General features: G+C 36.6%; 16 protein-coding genes. 3 read left to right on the top strand and 13 right to left on the bottom strand.

Annotated features, from left to right (window positions below):
- Window positions 1-8: 8 nt before the first annotated feature.
- From fabZ to rpsB, 13 genes are all read right to left on the bottom strand, one after another.
- Window positions 9-452 (bottom strand): 3-hydroxyacyl-ACP dehydratase FabZ, encoded by a 444-nt coding sequence (gene fabZ / locus ACE1OF_RS06275; protein WP_448893455.1) that lies wholly within the window; start codon window positions 450-452, stop codon window positions 9-11.
- A gap of 121 nt (window positions 453-573) precedes the next feature.
- A complete protein-coding gene (gene lpxD / locus ACE1OF_RS06280; RefSeq protein WP_448893398.1) occupies window positions 574-1,635 on the bottom strand; it encodes a UDP-3-O-(3-hydroxymyristoyl)glucosamine N-acyltransferase in 1,062 nt (353 codons plus the stop codon).
- Window positions 1,636-1,638: 3 nt separating this feature from the next.
- Window positions 1,639-2,157 carry an OmpH family outer membrane protein gene (locus ACE1OF_RS06285; RefSeq protein WP_448893399.1) on the bottom strand — a complete coding sequence of 173 codons (519 nt, stop codon included), beginning with the start codon at window positions 2,155-2,157 and terminating at the stop codon, window positions 1,639-1,641.
- A gap of 127 nt (window positions 2,158-2,284) precedes the next feature.
- Window positions 2,285-4,759: an outer membrane protein assembly factor BamA gene (bamA, locus tag ACE1OF_RS06290; RefSeq protein WP_448893400.1), complete on the bottom strand. Its 2,475-nt coding sequence runs from the start codon at window positions 4,757-4,759 to the stop codon at window positions 2,285-2,287.
- 43 nt (window positions 4,760-4,802) lie between these two features.
- On the bottom strand, window positions 4,803-5,006 hold the full coding sequence (locus ACE1OF_RS06295) for a hypothetical protein (RefSeq protein ID WP_448893401.1): 204 nt from the start codon (window positions 5,004-5,006) through the stop codon (window positions 4,803-4,805).
- Between the two features lie 78 nt (window positions 5,007-5,084).
- Complete coding sequence (gene rseP / locus ACE1OF_RS06300; RefSeq protein WP_448893402.1) at window positions 5,085-6,446, bottom strand: sigma E protease regulator RseP; 1,362 nt, start codon at window positions 6,444-6,446, stop codon at window positions 5,085-5,087.
- 33 nt (window positions 6,447-6,479) lie between these two features.
- Entirely contained in the window at window positions 6,480-7,676 is a 1,197-nt protein-coding gene (gene ispC, locus ACE1OF_RS06305; protein WP_448893456.1) for a 1-deoxy-D-xylulose-5-phosphate reductoisomerase, read from the bottom strand.
- Window positions 7,677-7,714: 38 nt separating this feature from the next.
- The gene (locus ACE1OF_RS06310) at window positions 7,715-8,581 is read right to left on the bottom strand and encodes a phosphatidate cytidylyltransferase (protein ID WP_448893403.1); all 867 of its coding nucleotides are present in this window, start codon (window positions 8,579-8,581) and stop codon (window positions 7,715-7,717) included.
- Window positions 8,582-8,750: 169 nt separating this feature from the next.
- Window positions 8,751-9,509, bottom strand: a complete 759-nt coding sequence (gene uppS, locus ACE1OF_RS06315; protein ID WP_448893404.1) for a polyprenyl diphosphate synthase — start codon at window positions 9,507-9,509, stop codon at window positions 8,751-8,753.
- A gap of 86 nt (window positions 9,510-9,595) precedes the next feature.
- Window positions 9,596-10,153: a ribosome recycling factor gene (gene frr, locus ACE1OF_RS06320; RefSeq protein ID WP_448893405.1), complete on the bottom strand. Its 558-nt coding sequence runs from the start codon at window positions 10,151-10,153 to the stop codon at window positions 9,596-9,598.
- 99 nt (window positions 10,154-10,252) lie between these two features.
- Window positions 10,253-10,981, bottom strand: a complete 729-nt coding sequence (pyrH, locus tag ACE1OF_RS06325; protein WP_448893406.1) for a UMP kinase — start codon at window positions 10,979-10,981, stop codon at window positions 10,253-10,255.
- 302 nt (window positions 10,982-11,283) lie between these two features.
- On the bottom strand, window positions 11,284-12,132 hold the full coding sequence (gene tsf, locus ACE1OF_RS06330; protein ID WP_448893407.1) for a translation elongation factor Ts: 849 nt from the start codon (window positions 12,130-12,132) through the stop codon (window positions 11,284-11,286).
- Between the two features lie 186 nt (window positions 12,133-12,318).
- Window positions 12,319-13,047, bottom strand: a complete 729-nt coding sequence (gene rpsB, locus ACE1OF_RS06335; RefSeq protein WP_448893408.1) for a 30S ribosomal protein S2 — start codon at window positions 13,045-13,047, stop codon at window positions 12,319-12,321.
- Between the two features lie 382 nt (window positions 13,048-13,429).
- On the opposite strand from rpsB, the gene ACE1OF_RS06340 reads away from it, so the two are divergent.
- From ACE1OF_RS06340 to glnD, 3 genes are read left to right on the top strand one after another with little or no spacing between them, the layout of a single operon-like run.
- Window positions 13,430-14,068 (top strand): DsbA family protein, encoded by a 639-nt coding sequence (locus ACE1OF_RS06340; protein WP_448893409.1) that lies wholly within the window; start codon window positions 13,430-13,432, stop codon window positions 14,066-14,068.
- 26 nt (window positions 14,069-14,094) lie between these two features.
- Entirely contained in the window at window positions 14,095-14,883 is a 789-nt protein-coding gene (map, locus tag ACE1OF_RS06345) for a type I methionyl aminopeptidase (RefSeq protein WP_448893410.1), read from the top strand.
- Between the two features lie 40 nt (window positions 14,884-14,923).
- On the top strand, window positions 14,924-17,560 hold the full coding sequence (glnD, locus tag ACE1OF_RS06350; RefSeq protein WP_448893411.1) for a [protein-PII] uridylyltransferase: 2,637 nt from the start codon (window positions 14,924-14,926) through the stop codon (window positions 17,558-17,560).
- The last annotated feature ends 24 nt before the right edge of the window (window positions 17,561-17,584 follow it).

A 17,584-nucleotide genomic window follows, 5' to 3' on the forward strand; every position in this document is an offset into this window, starting at 1 on the left:
CCTATAGTTTAAAGTTTTCTTTTAGCACACATTAGATCTGCTGAACAAACAACTTTACCATCTACTTTTGCTTCACCATAAAACTTCCACATTCCACGTCGTTCTTTAATAAATTCCACATGAAGATGCATAGTATCACCTGGTATAACAGGTTGTTTAAAACGCGCTTTATCGATTGAGGCAAAAAGGTACATTTCATTTCCTTCACGACCTTCACTACTTTTAAATCCAAGTATTCCAGTTGCTTGTGCTAATGCTTCTAAAATTAACACACCTGGAAAAATTGCCGCATCAGGAAAATGTCCTGTAAAAATAGGCTCGTTAATCGTTACATTCTTGATTGCATGCAAGCTTTTATAAGGTTCGTGGTCAATAACTTTATCGACAAGTAACATAGGATACCGATGTGGAATCAACTCTTTTATTTCATTTAATGATATGGGTTTTGCTATTCTATTTAAATCAAGAGTGTCCAATTGATTGTTCCTTTCTGTGGCTTGTGCTAGTTAGTTAGCACATATGTTTACGTTATTTAGTCTGGCCTTTGCGGCTATTATTATAATTGAGTTATCTTTATTTCTGTATGCTTTCCGGGCTGTTTTGCAGTTGTTTTTCTAACATTTTTACGCGCTGGGTTAAACTATCTAATCGTTTTACCCGAGCATTAGTTTTGTTCCATTCTTTGTTGAGTACCGCGGGCATACCTGAAGAATAAACACCTGAAGCATTAACATCCTTTGTCACCATAGCCATACCCGTAAAGGTACAATTATCGGCAATATGTATATGTCCGTTGATACCAACAAGCCCTGCAATGGTACAATTTTTTCCAATCACTGTGCTGCCAGCAATAACACTACAAGCTGCCATCGCTGTATTTTCACCAATAATGACATTGTGCGCTATTTGAATTTGGTTATCGAGTATGACACCATCTTTGATTATAGTGTCTTCAAGCGCCCCTCTATCAATTGTAGTACTTGCCCCAATTTCCACACGATTACCAATAACTACACGTCCCAATTGGGGAATTTTATGCCATTTATATTGCGCATTTACGGGAGCATAACCAAAGCCATCTGAGCCAATAACTGTATTAGCTTGAATTAAGCAATCATCACCAACAATGACATTATGATAGATACTGGTATTTGCCCAAAGGCGTGTGCCTTTACCAATTGAAGTGTTCTTTCCAATAAAACAACCTGCTCCAATGCTAACATTATCTTTCAGCTTAACACCTGACTCAATAACCGCATTAGCACCAATGCTAACATTTTTGCCTAGCGTTACTTCATCAGCTATTACAGCACTTGCATGAATACCCTCTGCAATTGTTGGTGTTGTATCAAGTAAGTTAGCCAATATGGCATAACCCATATAAGGGTTATCCATAACTAATGCATTCACAGGACATTGTGCTAGCATGTCAGGAGAAATAATCACCGCACTTGCTTGAGTGTTACCAAGTTGTGAAATATATTTTTTATTTGCTAGAAAAGCAACATTGCCCTGCTTAGCATTTACCAGCGTTGCTAAACCGTTAATAGTACAATCGGCAGAACACATAGCCTCGCGCTTTATAATTAACTCGGCCTGTATATATTCTGCGATGTCAGCAAGTGTGTAAGTCATAAATTATTTTAACTTGCTTACTTGCTCAACCACTTTAACGGTAATATCTATTGCTGGTTTTGAAAAAACAACTGCTTGTTTTGAAAGTACGAGATCATACTTATCTTTAGCTGAAATATTATCAACGGCTTGAGTAACTAAAGCTAACAATTTATTGGTTTCTTCATTCTTACGAAGAGAAACTTTTTGTTGAAATTCTTTAACTTTAACTTGATATTGTTGATACAAATCAGCCATTTTATTTTGCAGATCAGTTTTTTCCTTTTCGCTCATTAAAGAACCATTGCGCTTTAAATTTTCATCTTCAAAAGTTAAGTCTTTTTGAAGCTGCTCTATTACGCCTTTTTCATCTTTAAATTCTGCCTCTAAAGTTTGCATTAATACAGCTGCTTGAGGAATTTGACTCATGGCTTCTTGTACGTTAACAACAGCTATTTTTTGTTCAAAAGCCATTGCACTACTTGCTAATAACATGGTTGATGCCGTTGCGCTAATAACCATAGATTTAATAAACTTGTTCAATGTTTTTTCCTCTTCTCATTTTATATTGAATTGAAATATCTTTATTGCACTTAGGTTAATATAATTAACAACTAAGAACCATTATTTACTTGATAGAGTTTACTAGGTCGTAAAACTATGTAAACATTTAAAATGTTTTACCAATATTAAAGCTAAAGAACGATGTATCATCATCCGTTTCTTTTTTTATTGTTTTAGCAAAGTTAAATATCATTGGCCCCATTGGGGATAACCATTGAATTGATAACCCGCCTGATGCTCGGTAACGCCCTATTGCTGAATAATCACCAATTCGGTCAATATCGATCTCTGTTAAATCTTGATAATCTTTAATATCAAATTCAGTATCCCAAACATTACCAACATCTACAAAAAAGCTGGTACGAACACTGTTAGAATATCCTTCATCTAAAAATGGTGTAGGAACAATTAACTCAATGCCACCGACTGCAACCGCATTTCCCCCTACACTTCGTGTTGAAACTTGAATAGAATCATGATCTGGACCTAAACAACAAGCAACTCCCCCCGTTACATCAGGCGTTCCCCCAATGGTGGTTGGAAAACGATATATTGCTCGCGGGCCAACAGTATTATTTTCAAAGCCACGTAGGGTATCTGAACCACCTGCTCTAAAGTTTTCCCAAAATGGTAACAATTGATCATTACCATTAACTTCGCCATAACCATTACCGTAACCTAACTGCAAACGTGTTAACACGGTCCAACGTTGATCGCGTGTGAGTGGAAAATAAAATTTACTATCAAAGTTAACTTTAAAATATTGAACATCAGATATGTTAGGAGTCGTCATTTTTAATGACAACTGTTGTGATGAACCTGCTGATGGAAAAGTTCCTCGATTTAATGTTGAGCGAGAAATAGTAGCATTAACATCATAATTATTAAGCGTTTTTAAAGAATCAGGCTTATCAGGTTCTGCATGTAAATCATAAAAGGTTTGGATCTGTTCATAGGTTTCTAATGACGTAATGCTATTACTTTTAAAGCCAACACCAAAACCAAGTCGAACATACTCGTTAATTGGGAATCCCCAGTTAAGACCAACACCATAGGTTTTATTATTGTATTGTTCTAGGTTAGCTTGCCCTGCATCAAACGCTTGATAGAATATTTGCCCACCTAGTGATACAGCATCAACAGTAAAATAGGGGTCGGTAAAAGAAAAAGTGGCACTTTTTGAATAAGTATTGGTATTAATATTAAAACCTAAACGATTACCTGTACCTAAAAAGTTATTTTGCTGTATACCCGCATTTAAACTTAATTTAGTTGAATCACCATAACCAATACCCGCAGTGAAAGAGCCTGAAGCTTGTTCTTTTACGGTAAAGTCTACATTCACTAAATCTTCTTCACCTGCAATTTGATTTGTTTCAAAATCAACCGTTTCCATGTAAGGTAATCGAGATAAACGCGCTTTAGAGTGCTCAACCATACTGTTAGATAACCAAGCCCCTTCCATTTGTCTTAATTCACGGCGTAATACTTTGTCAGCAGTAACATGATTACCGCTGAAATTAACTTTATTTACATAAATACGTTTACCAGGATCTATTGAAATAGATAATTTAACCGTGTGATCTTCATCATTAATTTCTGGGATAGTAGTTACTTTAGGATAAGCATAACCAAAGCGACCGAGAAACTTACTAATAACTTCTTCGGTATAAGTGACTTCAGCACCATTATAAAGCTTATCTGCTTGCAATGGGTTTATCGCTTTAATTGTTTGCTCAAAACCTGCCATATCACCAATAAAATCAACGCCACTAATGGTATAAGTTTCGCCCTCGGTAACATTTAATGCAATATATACTGATTGCTTGTCTGGCGTCATTGATACTTGAGTTGAATCAACTTTGAAACGAAGATAACCTCGATCAAGATAATAGCTACTGATGGTTTCCATATCACCTTGTAACGTCTGTTTTTGATACCTATCTTGCGCCATAAAATTCCACCATGGCGAATCAAACGTAAGTTCTATATTCTCAAGTACTTGGGCATCGGTAAAAACTTCGTTACCAATCAAATTAATTTGTTTAAGTGCAGCGGCATCGCCTTCAGAAAATTTGAATTCTAAATTCACTCTATTACGAGGTAAATGAGTTACCGTGGTGGTTACATCAGCGTTGTATTTTCCTACACTGTGATAGAAGTCTTCTAGACCCATTTCAATGCCTGAAATAACAGTTCGGTCTAATGTTTCACCTACGCGAATATTACTACCATCTAAACTTTCAGTTAGTTGTTCGTCTTTTAAATCACTATTACCATCAAAAGTAATTTCACTGATAGTCTCACGTTCTCTAACACGGTAAATAATACGGTTACCATCACGATAAACACGAATATCATTAAAATGACCTGATTTATACAGAGACTTAATTGATTGAGAAATTCTAAATTTATTTAAATTATCCCCTACATTAAAAGGAATATGCGTTAATGCGGCACCTAAAGCAACACGTTGTAAGCCTTTGACTTCGATATCTTCAACCTGAAATTCTTCGGCTGCTTGTGTTGTTGTACCTAAAGCGCCTAAAAATACGGCAAAGGCTAATTTTTTAATTATCATAAATGCTTACTTTATTACTTCTTTTAATTTCTACACTTAGGAGCTAGATTGAAAACCTAAAGCCTACGATTAATTGGTTCTTATTTAATTTCAATATGCTTTGACTCAGCACTCGGCTAAAATCATTAAACAAGGCAATGCTCATTAATGCTAATAATGCCAAAGCCCCAAACTTAAACCCAGCCTCTTGAATATTTTCTGGTACAGGCTTTCCTGTCCAAAGCTCTATAAGCCTATATAAAGACAAGAGAGTAGTGTCCACCATCAAGTACTGGTTCAATTGGGCAAAGCGTAAAAGGTTAATTATTCCTACCTTTAAACCTATTTAACCCAGCACTCTACTAAAATCATTAAACAAGGCAATGCTCATTAATGCTAATAATGCCAAAGCCCCAAACTTAAACCCAGCCTCTTGAATATTTTCAGGTACAGGCTTTCCTGTCAAAAGCTCTATAAGATAATAGAGTAAGTGTCCGCCATCAAGTACTGGTAACGGTAAAAGGTTAATTATTCCTAAATTAATGCTAATTAATGCCAAAAAGCCTAAAAAATAAACAAAACCATACCCTGCACTATCACCCGCTCCTTGCGCTATCGCTATTGGTCCACTCAAATTTTTTACTGAGACATCACCCGTAATTAATTTACCGATCATATCAAAGCTCAATACAACTAAATTCCATGTTCTATGAACACTTTCTCCTATGGCAGGAAAGAAACCATAGCTAATTTCAATTTTATACTCTTCAGGCCAACCATCTGACTTAGGAGAAACACCTAAATAACCAATAAGTTTACCATTTTTCTCAACACCTTTAGGCGTTACGGCAATCGTTTTTATATTCCCAGCGCGCTCAAGAGTTATATCAACTTTAGTGTTCGGAAAATCTTTTATTTTGGTTGAAAAATCAAGCCAGCCTTCAGCTAAAGAGGCATTATTTAGTGAGATAAGTTTATCTCCTACCTGTAAACCACCTGCAGCTGCGGGGCTATCTTTACCAACACGCGCAAGTTCATTATATACCTTTGGTTGATAAGGCGTAATACCTAAGCTTGCCAACGATGACTGCTTTTCTGGTGAAAATTGCCAATCTTCTGTTGTTAAGGTATAACTCTTGGCATATTGGCTATCAATACCTTTGGCTTTTATTATGATTGAGTCTGCACCTATCTCACCAACTAAAGCTAAGTTAACATCTTGCCAATTGCGAGTTTCTTTACCTGCCACCTCAACAATTTCTACATCATCAGGAACTTGAGCAACAGCCGCAATCGAGCCTGGAACAATATCAGCAACAATTGGTTTAATACTTGGTACACCAATTAAAAACATTAAATAAAAGGCAAAAATTGCAAACGCAAAATTCGCAAAAGGGCCTGCTGCAATAATAGCTATACGTTGATAAACTGACTTTGAGTTGAATGTTTTATCTTTATCTTGTTCGCTAACGGTATCAACACGCTCGTCAAGCATTTTAACATAACCACCCAAGGGGATCATGGCAATAACATATTCAGTGCCATCAGTCGCAGTTTTACGCCATATAGCTTTACCAAACCCAACAGAAAAACGTTCAACCTTTACACCATTTTTGCGCGCTACCCAAAAATGTCCATATTCATGGACTGTGACTAATATACCCAGCGCTACAACAAACGAGATGGCATTCCAAATAAACTCAAACATTCTTCTTTCGTTCCCTATAGGTGCTCATTGAAATCATTTAAATTTTACCAATAATTGTTGAGCAAATTCTCTAGCACGCGCATCTAAGGAAATAACCTCATTAATATTACTTACCTGTTCTGAGACAAATTTTTTCACAGAAGTTTCATTTATTTTGTAAATATCATTAAATTTAATTTTTTCATCTAAAAAAGCTTCAACAGCTATTTCGTTTGCGGCATTCAATGCAGTACAGGCTGCCTGCCCTTTTTTACAAGCTTCTATCGCCAATTTCAAGTTAGGATATTTTCTAAAATCTACTGCTTGAAATTCAAAAGCTGCAGTATTAAAGAAATCAAGTGATGCAACACCTGAATCAATCCGTTCTGGATAAGCCAATGCATGTGCAATAGGTGTGCGCATATCAGGATTACCCATTTGAGCAATAACTGAACCATCTAAATATTGCACCATAGAATGAATAGTACTTTGTGGGTGTAATACTACTTGAATATCTTCAACATCTACATTAAATAACCATTTTGCTTCAATTAACTCTAACCCTTTATTCATCATAGTGGCTGAATCAACAGATATTTTTCTGCCCATATCCCAATTTGGGTGAGCACATGCTTGCGTTGGTGTAACGCTTTCCAGCTCACTCAATTGCCAAGTGCGGAAAGGGCCACCCGACCCTGTTAAGAGTATTTTACTAATACCGTTTTGACTTAATTCACAATGCCCAACACGTGCTTGTTCTTGCCATGGTAAACTTTGAAATATTGCATTATGTTCACTATCAATAGGAAGCAACTCTGCTCCCGATTGTTTGACTGCATCAATAAATATAGCTCCAGAGGTCACCAAAGCTTCTTTATTTGCTAATAAAACACGTTTACCTGCTTTAACCGCCGCGAGTGTTGGCATAAGCCCTGCTGCGCCAACAATCGCTGCCATAACAGTATCTGACGCAGAATCATGAGCAATATCTATCAGGGCTTCACTACCATGCTTCACCTGAATTTCGCCTAAGTTTTCCTCGATTAAACGTGAGGTCAATAATTCAGCATAATGAACGGTTCCCATCACGACAATTTGCGGGGTAAATTCAATACACTGCTCAACAACTTTATCTATACTGCTATTAGCAGACAAACTGACAATATTAAATTTTTCAGGGTGTAAACGAACGACCTCTAATGTACTTTTTCCTATAGAACCTGTAGAGCCTAATATACATAGATTGCGCACTCTTGTAGGGTTGGATATGCTTGTTTTTATCACTTAATTTACCAACCAAAAAATACGTAGCAAAGCGCAAAAATAGGCGCAGTAGCGGTTAAGCTGTCAATTCTATCTAAAATACCACCGTGACCTGGTAAAATAGAGCCACTGTCTTTCACTCCCGCTTGACGCTTAAACATACTTTCATTGAGATCACCTAAAACAGAAACAGTAGTAATTAATACTGTCACTAATAGTATTGTCATAATTTGATCATTATTCCAAGCTAGTTGGTAGGCAGCTATTGCCACCAAGACACAAGCAAAAACAACGCCACCGAGAAAACCTTCAAAGGTTTTTCCTGGACTTACATTAGGCATCAACTTATTTTTGCCGAAGGCTTTCCCCACAAAATATGCCCCAATATCTGCACTCCATACCATTAAAAATAAAAACATAAGTAATTGCGCGCCATGGTAAGTATCAGCTTGATAGTCGTTTGTGCGAATTACCATAAAAGCAAGCCATGTTGGCACAAGCGTTAGCCAGCCAAATACTCCTCGAATGGAACGATGTTTTGACCAAAAATTACTGGCATTTGGGTAAGAAAGCATTAAGAAAGCAGAAAACACCCACCAAGCAACCGCTAACCATAACAAGGCCAGCGCATATTCATGTAGCTGCGTTGAAGTAATCCATAAATGAGCAGGAGACATGACAAACCATATACCACCAATTAGTATAATAGTTGTTGCCGCAAAACCTATTCTACGAGTTTTTGTACCAAACCCCATTAACGGTCCCCACTCCCATGCGCCAATACCAATGATCACGGCCAACAAGGCCGCAAAATAAAGTAGGGGTAAATAGAAAATTGCAGAAATTGCAGCAGGTGCTAAAATCAATGCTGTAATAATTCGTAATTTAAGCAAGGTATATCCTTTTTATTTTAGTAATATTCAAGTCTTAATTTTTATAGTTTGACTGACTTAGATACTTATTTTTACATACTCATGTATTATTCTTAGAAGTATTTTTACATCCTTTACCTAGAGGGGATTCTCCTTCCATCGGACTAAAGTCCATTCTATATTCTAATATTTAAACTTGAAGCTGTTTAATTTGTTCGCCTGTTTGACCATAACGACGTTCTCGTTGATCAAAAACGTTCAATGCCTTTTCAAACTCTTCTTCGTTAAAGTCTGGCCAAAGAGTTTCTGTAAAATAAAATTCTGCATAAGCTGCTTGCCATAATAAAAAGTTACTAATACGGTAATCGCCACCAGTACGAATTAACAAATCTAATGCGGGTAATTCGGCTAAACAGGTATGCGAATGCAATAATTCTTCATCAATATCGTCTAACAAAATCTCATTATTTTTTACTCGTCTTGCCAATATTTTTGCTGCATTTGTAATATCCCAGCGACCACCATAATTTGCTGCTATTGATAAAATCAATCCGTTGTTACCTGCAGTTAATTGTTCTGATTTTTTAATACTATTTTGTAATTTATCAGAAAATCGACTTATATCACCAATCACTTGAAAGCAAATATTATGCTTATGTAAACGCTTCACTTCCCTCATTAGCACATACATAAATAAATCCATCAATACACTAACTTCTTTTTCAGGTCTTTGCCAATTTTCACTGCTAAAAGCAAATAATGTTAATGCTTTCACTCCAGCCTTACGCGCTCCTTTAACAACCGCACGTACAGATTCAACACCTGCTTTATGTCCGGTAACGCGCCTTTTTCCCTGAGCTTGAGCCCAACGCCCATTGCCATCCATAATAATAGCAATATGTGCAGGAATCTTTTGCTCGTTATCTAGTGATGCTATTTGATTAGCCACTAACTATCCTTTCGTGAAATTTTACTAAATATACAAAAACGCCAGTTCGTATCAACAATACACTGGCGCCTGTTCAAAGAAATAAATTAAATTTCCATTAATTCTGCTTCTTTTTTAGCTAATACGTCATCAACTTGTTTAACAAAAGAATCGGTTACTTTTTGAATGCTATCTTCTGCTTGGTGATGTTCATCTTCACTAATTTCTTTATCTTTTAGTAAGCTTTTAAAGTCTGAATTCGCATCGCGACGAATATTACGAATGGCAACTTTTCCGCCTTCTGCTTCACCACGAACAACTTTAACTAAATCTTTACGGCGCTCTTCTGTTAATGGTGGTAAAGGAATACGAATAAGGGTACCGTTCGATTGTGGGTTCAAACCAAGGTCTGATTTCATAATCGCTTTTTCTACGGCTGAAATCATGCCTTTATCAAATACGGTAATTGAAAGGTTACGTGCATCAGGCACTGAAATATTACCAACTTGGTTTAACGGTGTTTCCATACCATAGTACTCAACACTAATATTATCTAATAGTGAAGCGTGCGCACGTCCTGTTCTAATCTTATTTAAGCTGCTCTTGAGAGATTCTATGCTTTTTGCCATGCGTTCTTGCGCATCTTCAATAATTTCGTCTATCACAGTATTTCTTCCTACAATTATTTCAATAATGTTAAATTCAAAATATTATACAATTCCGCAAACGATAGCATGTATGCGGTGTATTTAAAGAAAGTCGGTTTACAACTTTCTGATAACGGTACCTTCTTCTTGTCCCATAATAACAGCTTTCAGTGCGCCTGGTTTATTCATATTAAATACTCGTATAGGCATATTATGGTCACGCGCTAAAGTAAAAGCAGCTAGGTCCATAACTTTTAGTTCTTTCTCTAATACTTCATCAAACGTTAACTTACTGTATAGTTCGGCTGCTGGGTTTTTCACTGGATCCTCAGAATAAATACCATCAACTTTTGTTGCTTTTAATACCACATCAGCTTCAATTTCAATGCCACGTAAACATGCAGCAGAGTCAGTAGTAAAAAATGGATTGCCTGTTCCCGCAGAAAAGATAACAACACGGCCAGATTTTAATAAACTAATTGCATTGGCCCAATTATAACGCTCACAAACACCCGCTAAATCGATAGCAGACATTAAACGTGTGTTAACAAAAGCGCGATGCAATGCATCGCGCATTGCTAAACCATTCATTACCGTGGCTAACATACCCATTTGGTCACCAACAACACGGTTCATGCCTGCTTGTGCTAGGCCTGCACCGCGAAATAAATTACCGCCACCGATAACTAATCCAACTTGAATATCCATTTCAACTAATTCTTTAATTTCTTGTGCCATACGGTCAAGAATTTTTGGGTCAATACCAAAGCCTTCTTCCCCCATCAGCGCTTCACCACTAAGTTTAAGAAGAATACGACGATAAGATGGTTTTGAATTAGTAGTCATGTGAGAAAATTCCTATTTGGCTCGCTGAAAAAAGGCTAGGGTCAAAAAGACCGCGAACATTTTAATACGTTTAGCTTATTCAAGAAAGCCTTAACTGAAAAAAGCCTCATTTTTTATGCCAATTTTCAATACAACCTAAAAAAAACGCATAAAAAAACGCCTACCAAGGTAGACGTTTTAGAGTACTTCTAATGAGTTAAGCCAATAACAAAGTGCTAGCGCCTTTTTATCTTGAGCCCATATAACAATATTTAACTAAGTCAATATGTAAATGCAACAATATTATTTGGTCAAATAAAAAATTAGGCTTTAGCAGCAGCTATTTGTGCTTCTACTTCAGCAGCAAAATCTTCATCTTTTTTCTCAATACCTTCACCAACTTCTAAGCGAACAAAAGAAGAAACAGTAATGCCTTTCTCTTTCAATACTTCACCTACAGTTTTCTTAGGTTCCATGATGAAAGCTTGGCCTGTTAATGAAACTTCACCCGTAAACTTACGCATACGACCAGTTACCATTTTCTCTGCAATTTCTTGTGGTTTGCCTTCATTCATGGCGATATCAATTTGAATCGCTTTTTCTTTTTCAACCACTTCAGCAGGCACATCTTCTGGAGAAAGATATTCAGGCTTACTTGCTGCTACGTGCATTGCAATATGCTTAAGTGATTCAGCATCACCTTCACCAGCAACTACAACACCAATAGTTGCGCCATGACGGTAAGAAGCTAACGCAGCTCCTTCAACATACTCAACACGACGTACATTGATGTTTTCACCAATTTTAGTGACTAACGCGATACGTTTTTCTTCAAATTGTGCTTGAAGTTCTTCAATTGTAGATTTTGACGCAACCGCAGCATCTAACACTTCGTTAGCAAACGCTAAGAAATTAGCATCTTTTGCAACAAAATCAGTTTGACAGTTTACTTCAACTAAAGCGGCAACACCGTTTTCATCTTTAATTAAAATAGTACCTTCAGCAGCAATATTACCCGCTTTTTTAGCCGCTTTTGCTTGACCGCTCTTGCGCATATTTTCAATCGCAAGTTCCATATCGCCGTCAGCTTCTTGTAACGCTTTTTTACAATCCATCATGCCCGCAGCTGTGCGTTCACGAAGTTCTTTAACCATTGCAGCAGTAATTGCCATGAGTTAATTCCTCTGTTTTCAGTTATCCCCACTCACCTGTTGAAACATTGCATATAGTCAACAGCATAATTATGGGCATAAATAGTAAATTAGGTGTCATAAAAGCAAAGAATACAGAAAATTATTTTTCAATGCTTTTATGATAAACGAAATGTTTTTCTTAATTACAATTTTTACTAAAAGTAATTATTCAGTTTCAACAAAACCGTCTTTTTCAGCTTGTACTACGATGTTTTTTTCACGACCAGCAACTACTGCGTTAGCAACAGCGTCACAGTATAAAGTTACTGCACGGATCGCGTCATCATTACCAGGAACAATATAATCAATGTTATCTGGGTTTGAGTTAGTATCAACAACAGAAATTACTGGGATACCAAGGTTGTTTGCTTCTTTAATCGCAATATGTTCGTGATCTGCATCAATGATAAAAATTGCATCAGGTAAACCACCCATGTTCTTAATACCACCTAAGCTTTTATCAAGCTTTTCCATTTCACGAGTACGCATTAACGCTTCTTTTTTAGTTAGTGCTTCAAAAGTACCGTCTGTGCTTTGTGACTCAAGATCTTTTAAACGTTTGATTGATTGACGTACTGTTTTCCAGTTAGTCAACATACCACCTAACCAGCGGTGATTAACAAAAAACTGATCAGATTTAATGGCTGCTTCTTTAATAGCATCGCTTGCGGCACGTTTAGTACCAACAAATAAAACTTTACCTTTTTTAGAAGAAACATTGTTAATAAAAGCAAGTGCTTCATTAAACATAGGCACAGTTTGTTCAAGGTTGATGATATGAACTTTATCACGAGCACCAAAAATGAACGGTTTCATTTTTGGATTCCAGTAACGAGTTTTATGACCAAAATGAACACCAGCTTTAAGCATATCGCGCATTGAAACGTTTGACATTATATTTTCTTTCCTTACGGTTGACGGGGTTAAGCGTTCATACACCCAATATACACGACTCTTTATGCTGTAATCTTGAGCTACTTAATATAAAGCATCAAGATGAATTATCAGCGGAGCACCCCAGTATACCTTTGATAGATGTATGTGAGTTTATAATATAATCATGTTGCAGCTAAGCAAGCATTGATCTGTTTAATTGACGCTAAAACAAGCGTTGTTGAATAGTTTAACAACCACTAAGATTTCAGCGCGGCATTTTATACCATAAAACGACAATTTTAACCAGAAAAAATTTCACTGGGATAATTCAACTTATCACGGTAAAATCACATACTATTGAGCTAGCTAACATGCTCAAACAAACAATTTTAGGTAAGAAATGACGACACAAAAAGTACCCGTACAACTGTTTTTTTTATACGATAGTCACTGCCCTTGGAGTTATGTAGCGACAAAACTTATAAATGAAATACACAATGCCTTTCCTGATATAACACTCAATTTATGGCATACTGCTTTTTTCGATGGTAAACACGACGAAGCAAGCAGTATTAAGTTAAATGAAATAAACTCGGTTGAAAAACAAGCAAACATCCATTTTTCAAATACATACAAGAAATTACTTGAGCAAAATAAAAACTCTATTTTAGCCGCTAATTTAATGACTTGGGCACAGCATAAAACGCCACATTTAGCATTACCATTACTCAATGCTCTACAAAAAGTTCATTTTGAACAAGGAAAACCACTAGCGCATCAAACAGAGTTAGCGGCAATTATATCTGAGTTAAAGTTATCGCCACCAGCAAAAGTATTTAAAAGTGATAAACTCAGCAAAGATGCATTGATACAATTAGAAGAAATTTATGCTTTGCAAGAGCTAATGAATACAGAAGCAATACCTGCACTGCTGTTAGCCATTGATGATCAATTAATACTTTTGAATCACAACTTCTATTTATCACAGCCCAAGGCGATTGTTGAAGCAGTTCAGTTAGAATTGAATAAATACACTTAAATACTAAAAACTAGTAAGAGAACAGTATGTCCATACAAATTAAAAGCCCAGACGAAATAGCCAAAATGCGCATAGCAGGACAACTAGCTTGTGATGTTTTAGAAATGATTGCTCCTTACGTAAAAGCAGGAGTCACCACAGACGAGTTAAACACCTTATGTGCTGATTACACAGAAAATGTGCAAGAGGCAATTTCTGCCCCCTTAAATTATCATCATTTTCCAAAATCTATTTGCACCTCAGTTAACCATGTTGTTTGCCATGGTATTCCTGACGACACGGTGTTAAAAGATGGTGACATAATTAACATAGATATTACCGTAATTAAAGACGGCTACCACGGCGATACTAGTAAAATGTTTCTTATTGGTGATATTTCAGCTGAAGATAATCGCCTGTGTCGTTTGGCACAAGAATCATTGTACGTTGGATTAAAAAAAGTAAAACCTGGCGCAGCATTTGGAGAAATTGGCTCAGCCATTCAAAAGTTCATCAAAAGTAAAGGCCGATATTCCATCGTTAAAGACTATTGTGGTCACGGCATTGGTGTTGAATTTCATGAAGAACCTCAAATTGTTCATTATAAAAACCACGATAAAACTAAAATGGTAGAAGGCATGTGTTTTACCATAGAACCTATGATCAACTTAGGTAAAGCGGGTACTATTTTAGACAAAGAAGATAACTGGACCGTATACACTAGTGATGGTAAAAAATCAGCGCAGTGGGAACATACCTTAGTTGTTACAAAAACAGGCTGTGAAATTTTAACCTTGCGTAAAGAAGAAACCATAAGTCGAATTCTTCACAATTAAGCCGACCTAAATTCATCAAAGCAACGACATAGGTACATACGTGAATAATCACCCTATACAAAGTGACATAATCCCAGAAGCATTTATTGATAGCTTAGCGATTACCACTGACATTTTATCCAGCAAAGATATTTGCCAATTAACCTCAGGCTTTCATGAATGGCTTACAGGAGCCTTTGCTGATTATGATGTGAAAGAACTATTAATTGCTCGTGCCGTCTTTGTTGATGCTATCTTAACAAAATTATGGTGCCAACATCACCTAGATGAGTTTCAAATTGGCTTAGTTGCGGTTGGTGGTTATGGGCGTGGCGAGCTTCACCCTTTTTCAGATATAGATATTTTAATACTAACCCAAACTGATATTAATTTAGAATTAGAAGAAAAAATTTCTAGCTTTATCACGCAACTTTGGGATATCAAGCTTGATATTGGCCACAGTGTACGTTCAATTAAAGAATGTATTAAACAGGCAATTAATGATGTAACCGTTGCCACCAATCTAATGGAACTAAGACAAATAACAGGTAATGAAATATTAACGCAACAATTGCTCCCTTTGGTAAATGAGGATGTATTTTGGACTTCAGAAAAGTTCTTTATCGCTAAACGAAAAGAACAGAAAAAAAGACATTTACAATATCATGGAGCGGCTTATACATTAGAGCCTAATCTAAAGGCCAGCCCTGGTGGGTTGCGTGATATTCAAACTATTGCTTGGGTTGCAAAACGCCATTTTCTCGCTGACTCACTAGAAGAGCTTGTAGAGCATAATTATCTCTACCCAAATGAATTAGCTGAGCTTATTGAAGCACAAGACTATTTATGGCGTATGCGTTTTGCCTTGCACCTTGTCGCTAAACGAAGCGAAAACCGTTTGTTATTTGACTATCAAACTGACGTTGCCAAAATGATGGGGTTTGGGGATGAAGGCAAAGCTCCCGTCGAACGTATGATGAAGCGTTTTTTCCGTATTATTGCCCGTGTAGGTGAGTTAAATACTATTTTATTACAACGCTTTAAACAAGAAATAATTCAAGATCCAGAGCAAGCAAATAGCAAAACAATCAATCAAGACTTTGAGTTAGTCGATACGCTAATTAACACGACCAACGATAGAATTTTTATGCGACCTGTAAAAATGCTTGAAATGTTTTTGATTATTGCACAAGAACCAGAAATAAAAGGGATTCATTCACATACTCTCAGGTTAATGAGAAACGCAAGACGACGATTAATATCAGGGTTAATAGACTACGAGCAATGTCGGCAAATATTTATGACCATTATTAAGCATCCTCGTGGATTAGGTTTAGCATTTAACTTAATGCATCGCCACGGAATCATCGGTTCCTATTTACCTCTATGGCGTAATATTGTTGGTCAAATGCAATTTGATTTATTTCATGCCTATTCAGTGGATGAGCATAGTTACCGCGTAGTAAAAAATCTTTATCAATTCAGTCAAAAAGAACACAACCACAAATTCCCTTTATGTAGCAAAATTGTCCAAAAAATCCGTAAACCTGAGGTTTTATATCTAGCAGGCATCTTTCATGACATTGGTAAAGGTCGAGGTGGAGACCATGCAAAACTCGGCGCTGTAGACGCCTTGTTTTTTTGTCAATCACATAAAATGAGCAATCACGACAGCAAAATGGTGTCTTGGCTAGTAGAAAAACATTTGCTGATGTCAGTAACCGCACAACGACGCGACATAAATGATGAGAATGTTATTCGTACTTTTAGCGGTATTGTACGCGATGAAGCCCATTTAGATTACTTATACTGTTTAACCGTTGCCGACATGCGCGCCACTAACGAAAGTTTATGGAATAGCTGGAAAGCAAACTTATTACATGATTTATACTTTAACACCTTAAGAGCACTACGCCGTGGATTATCAAAACCAGTAGAAACTCGCTCTAAAATTCGTGAAAATCAACAACAAGCAAGAGATATTTTAGTTGAGACTCACGTTAATGAAAGCGCCTTAAACTCCTTATGGAAAGAATTTAGAGCAGATTATTTTTTACGCTACTCTCCCGAGCAAATTGCCAGACATTGCCAACGTATAGTGGGGCACAATAGAGAAGAGCCACTGGTAATAATAAGCCCTAAACCATACAGAGGCGGCACAGAGGTTTTTGTTTTTGCAAAAGAAAAAATCAACACTTTTGCAACTATTGTTGAATTATTAGGTAGTAAAAAACTATCTATTCACGATGCGAAAATAATCACCACAAAAACAGGTTATACCGTTAACACTTTTATTATTCTAGACTCTCGTGGCAAAGCGCTTAAAGAGAGTTATCAAACAAGTGAAATTGCTAGTGCTTTAAGCACAAAACTTAAACAAAACAATCTGTGTGATATTCCACTCCAACCAGCTCGTAGAGAAGTAAAACAATTTAAATTTCCACTAAGAGCCAGTTTCATTAAAATCAGCTCTAAAACCAAAACGATGATTGAAATCATAGCGTTAGACAGGCCAGGTTTACTCGGCAATATAGCTCAGGTATTTCAACAACTCAAAATTAGTATTCATTCAGCTAAAATCACCACCTTTGGTGAGAAAGCCGATGATGTTTTCACTATTTCAACCAATGAAAACACAGCTTTAACCGAACAACAAAAACAGCAATTAGCTGATAAATTAACCCAAGAAATAGATTAAAACAAATTGAAATAAGTAATAGGA

It is taken from the genome of Colwellia sp. E150_009 (genome assembly GCF_053543955.1).

What these genes read in the sequence shown, in the direction of transcription:
- ACE1OF_RS06340 (WP_448893409.1), top strand. Translation starts at nt 13,430, where the DNA reads ATGACGACACAAAAAGTACCCGTACAACTGTTTTTTTTATACGATAGT.
- lpxD (WP_448893398.1), bottom strand. Translation starts at nt 1,635, where the DNA reads ATGACTTACACACTTGCTGACATCGCAGAATATATACAGGCCGAGTTA.
- pyrH (WP_448893406.1), bottom strand. Translation starts at nt 10,981, where the DNA reads ATGACTACTAATTCAAAACCATCTTATCGTCGTATTCTTCTTAAACTT.
- rseP (WP_448893402.1), bottom strand. Translation starts at nt 6,446, where the DNA reads ATGTTTGAGTTTATTTGGAATGCCATCTCGTTTGTTGTAGCGCTGGGT.
- rpsB (WP_448893408.1), bottom strand. Translation starts at nt 13,047, where the DNA reads ATGTCAAACGTTTCAATGCGCGATATGCTTAAAGCTGGTGTTCATTTT.
- tsf (WP_448893407.1), bottom strand. Translation starts at nt 12,132, where the DNA reads ATGGCAATTACTGCTGCAATGGTTAAAGAACTTCGTGAACGCACAGCT.
- bamA (WP_448893400.1), bottom strand. Translation starts at nt 4,759, where the DNA reads ATGATAATTAAAAAATTAGCCTTTGCCGTATTTTTAGGCGCTTTAGGT.
- map (WP_448893410.1), top strand. Translation starts at nt 14,095, where the DNA reads ATGTCCATACAAATTAAAAGCCCAGACGAAATAGCCAAAATGCGCATA.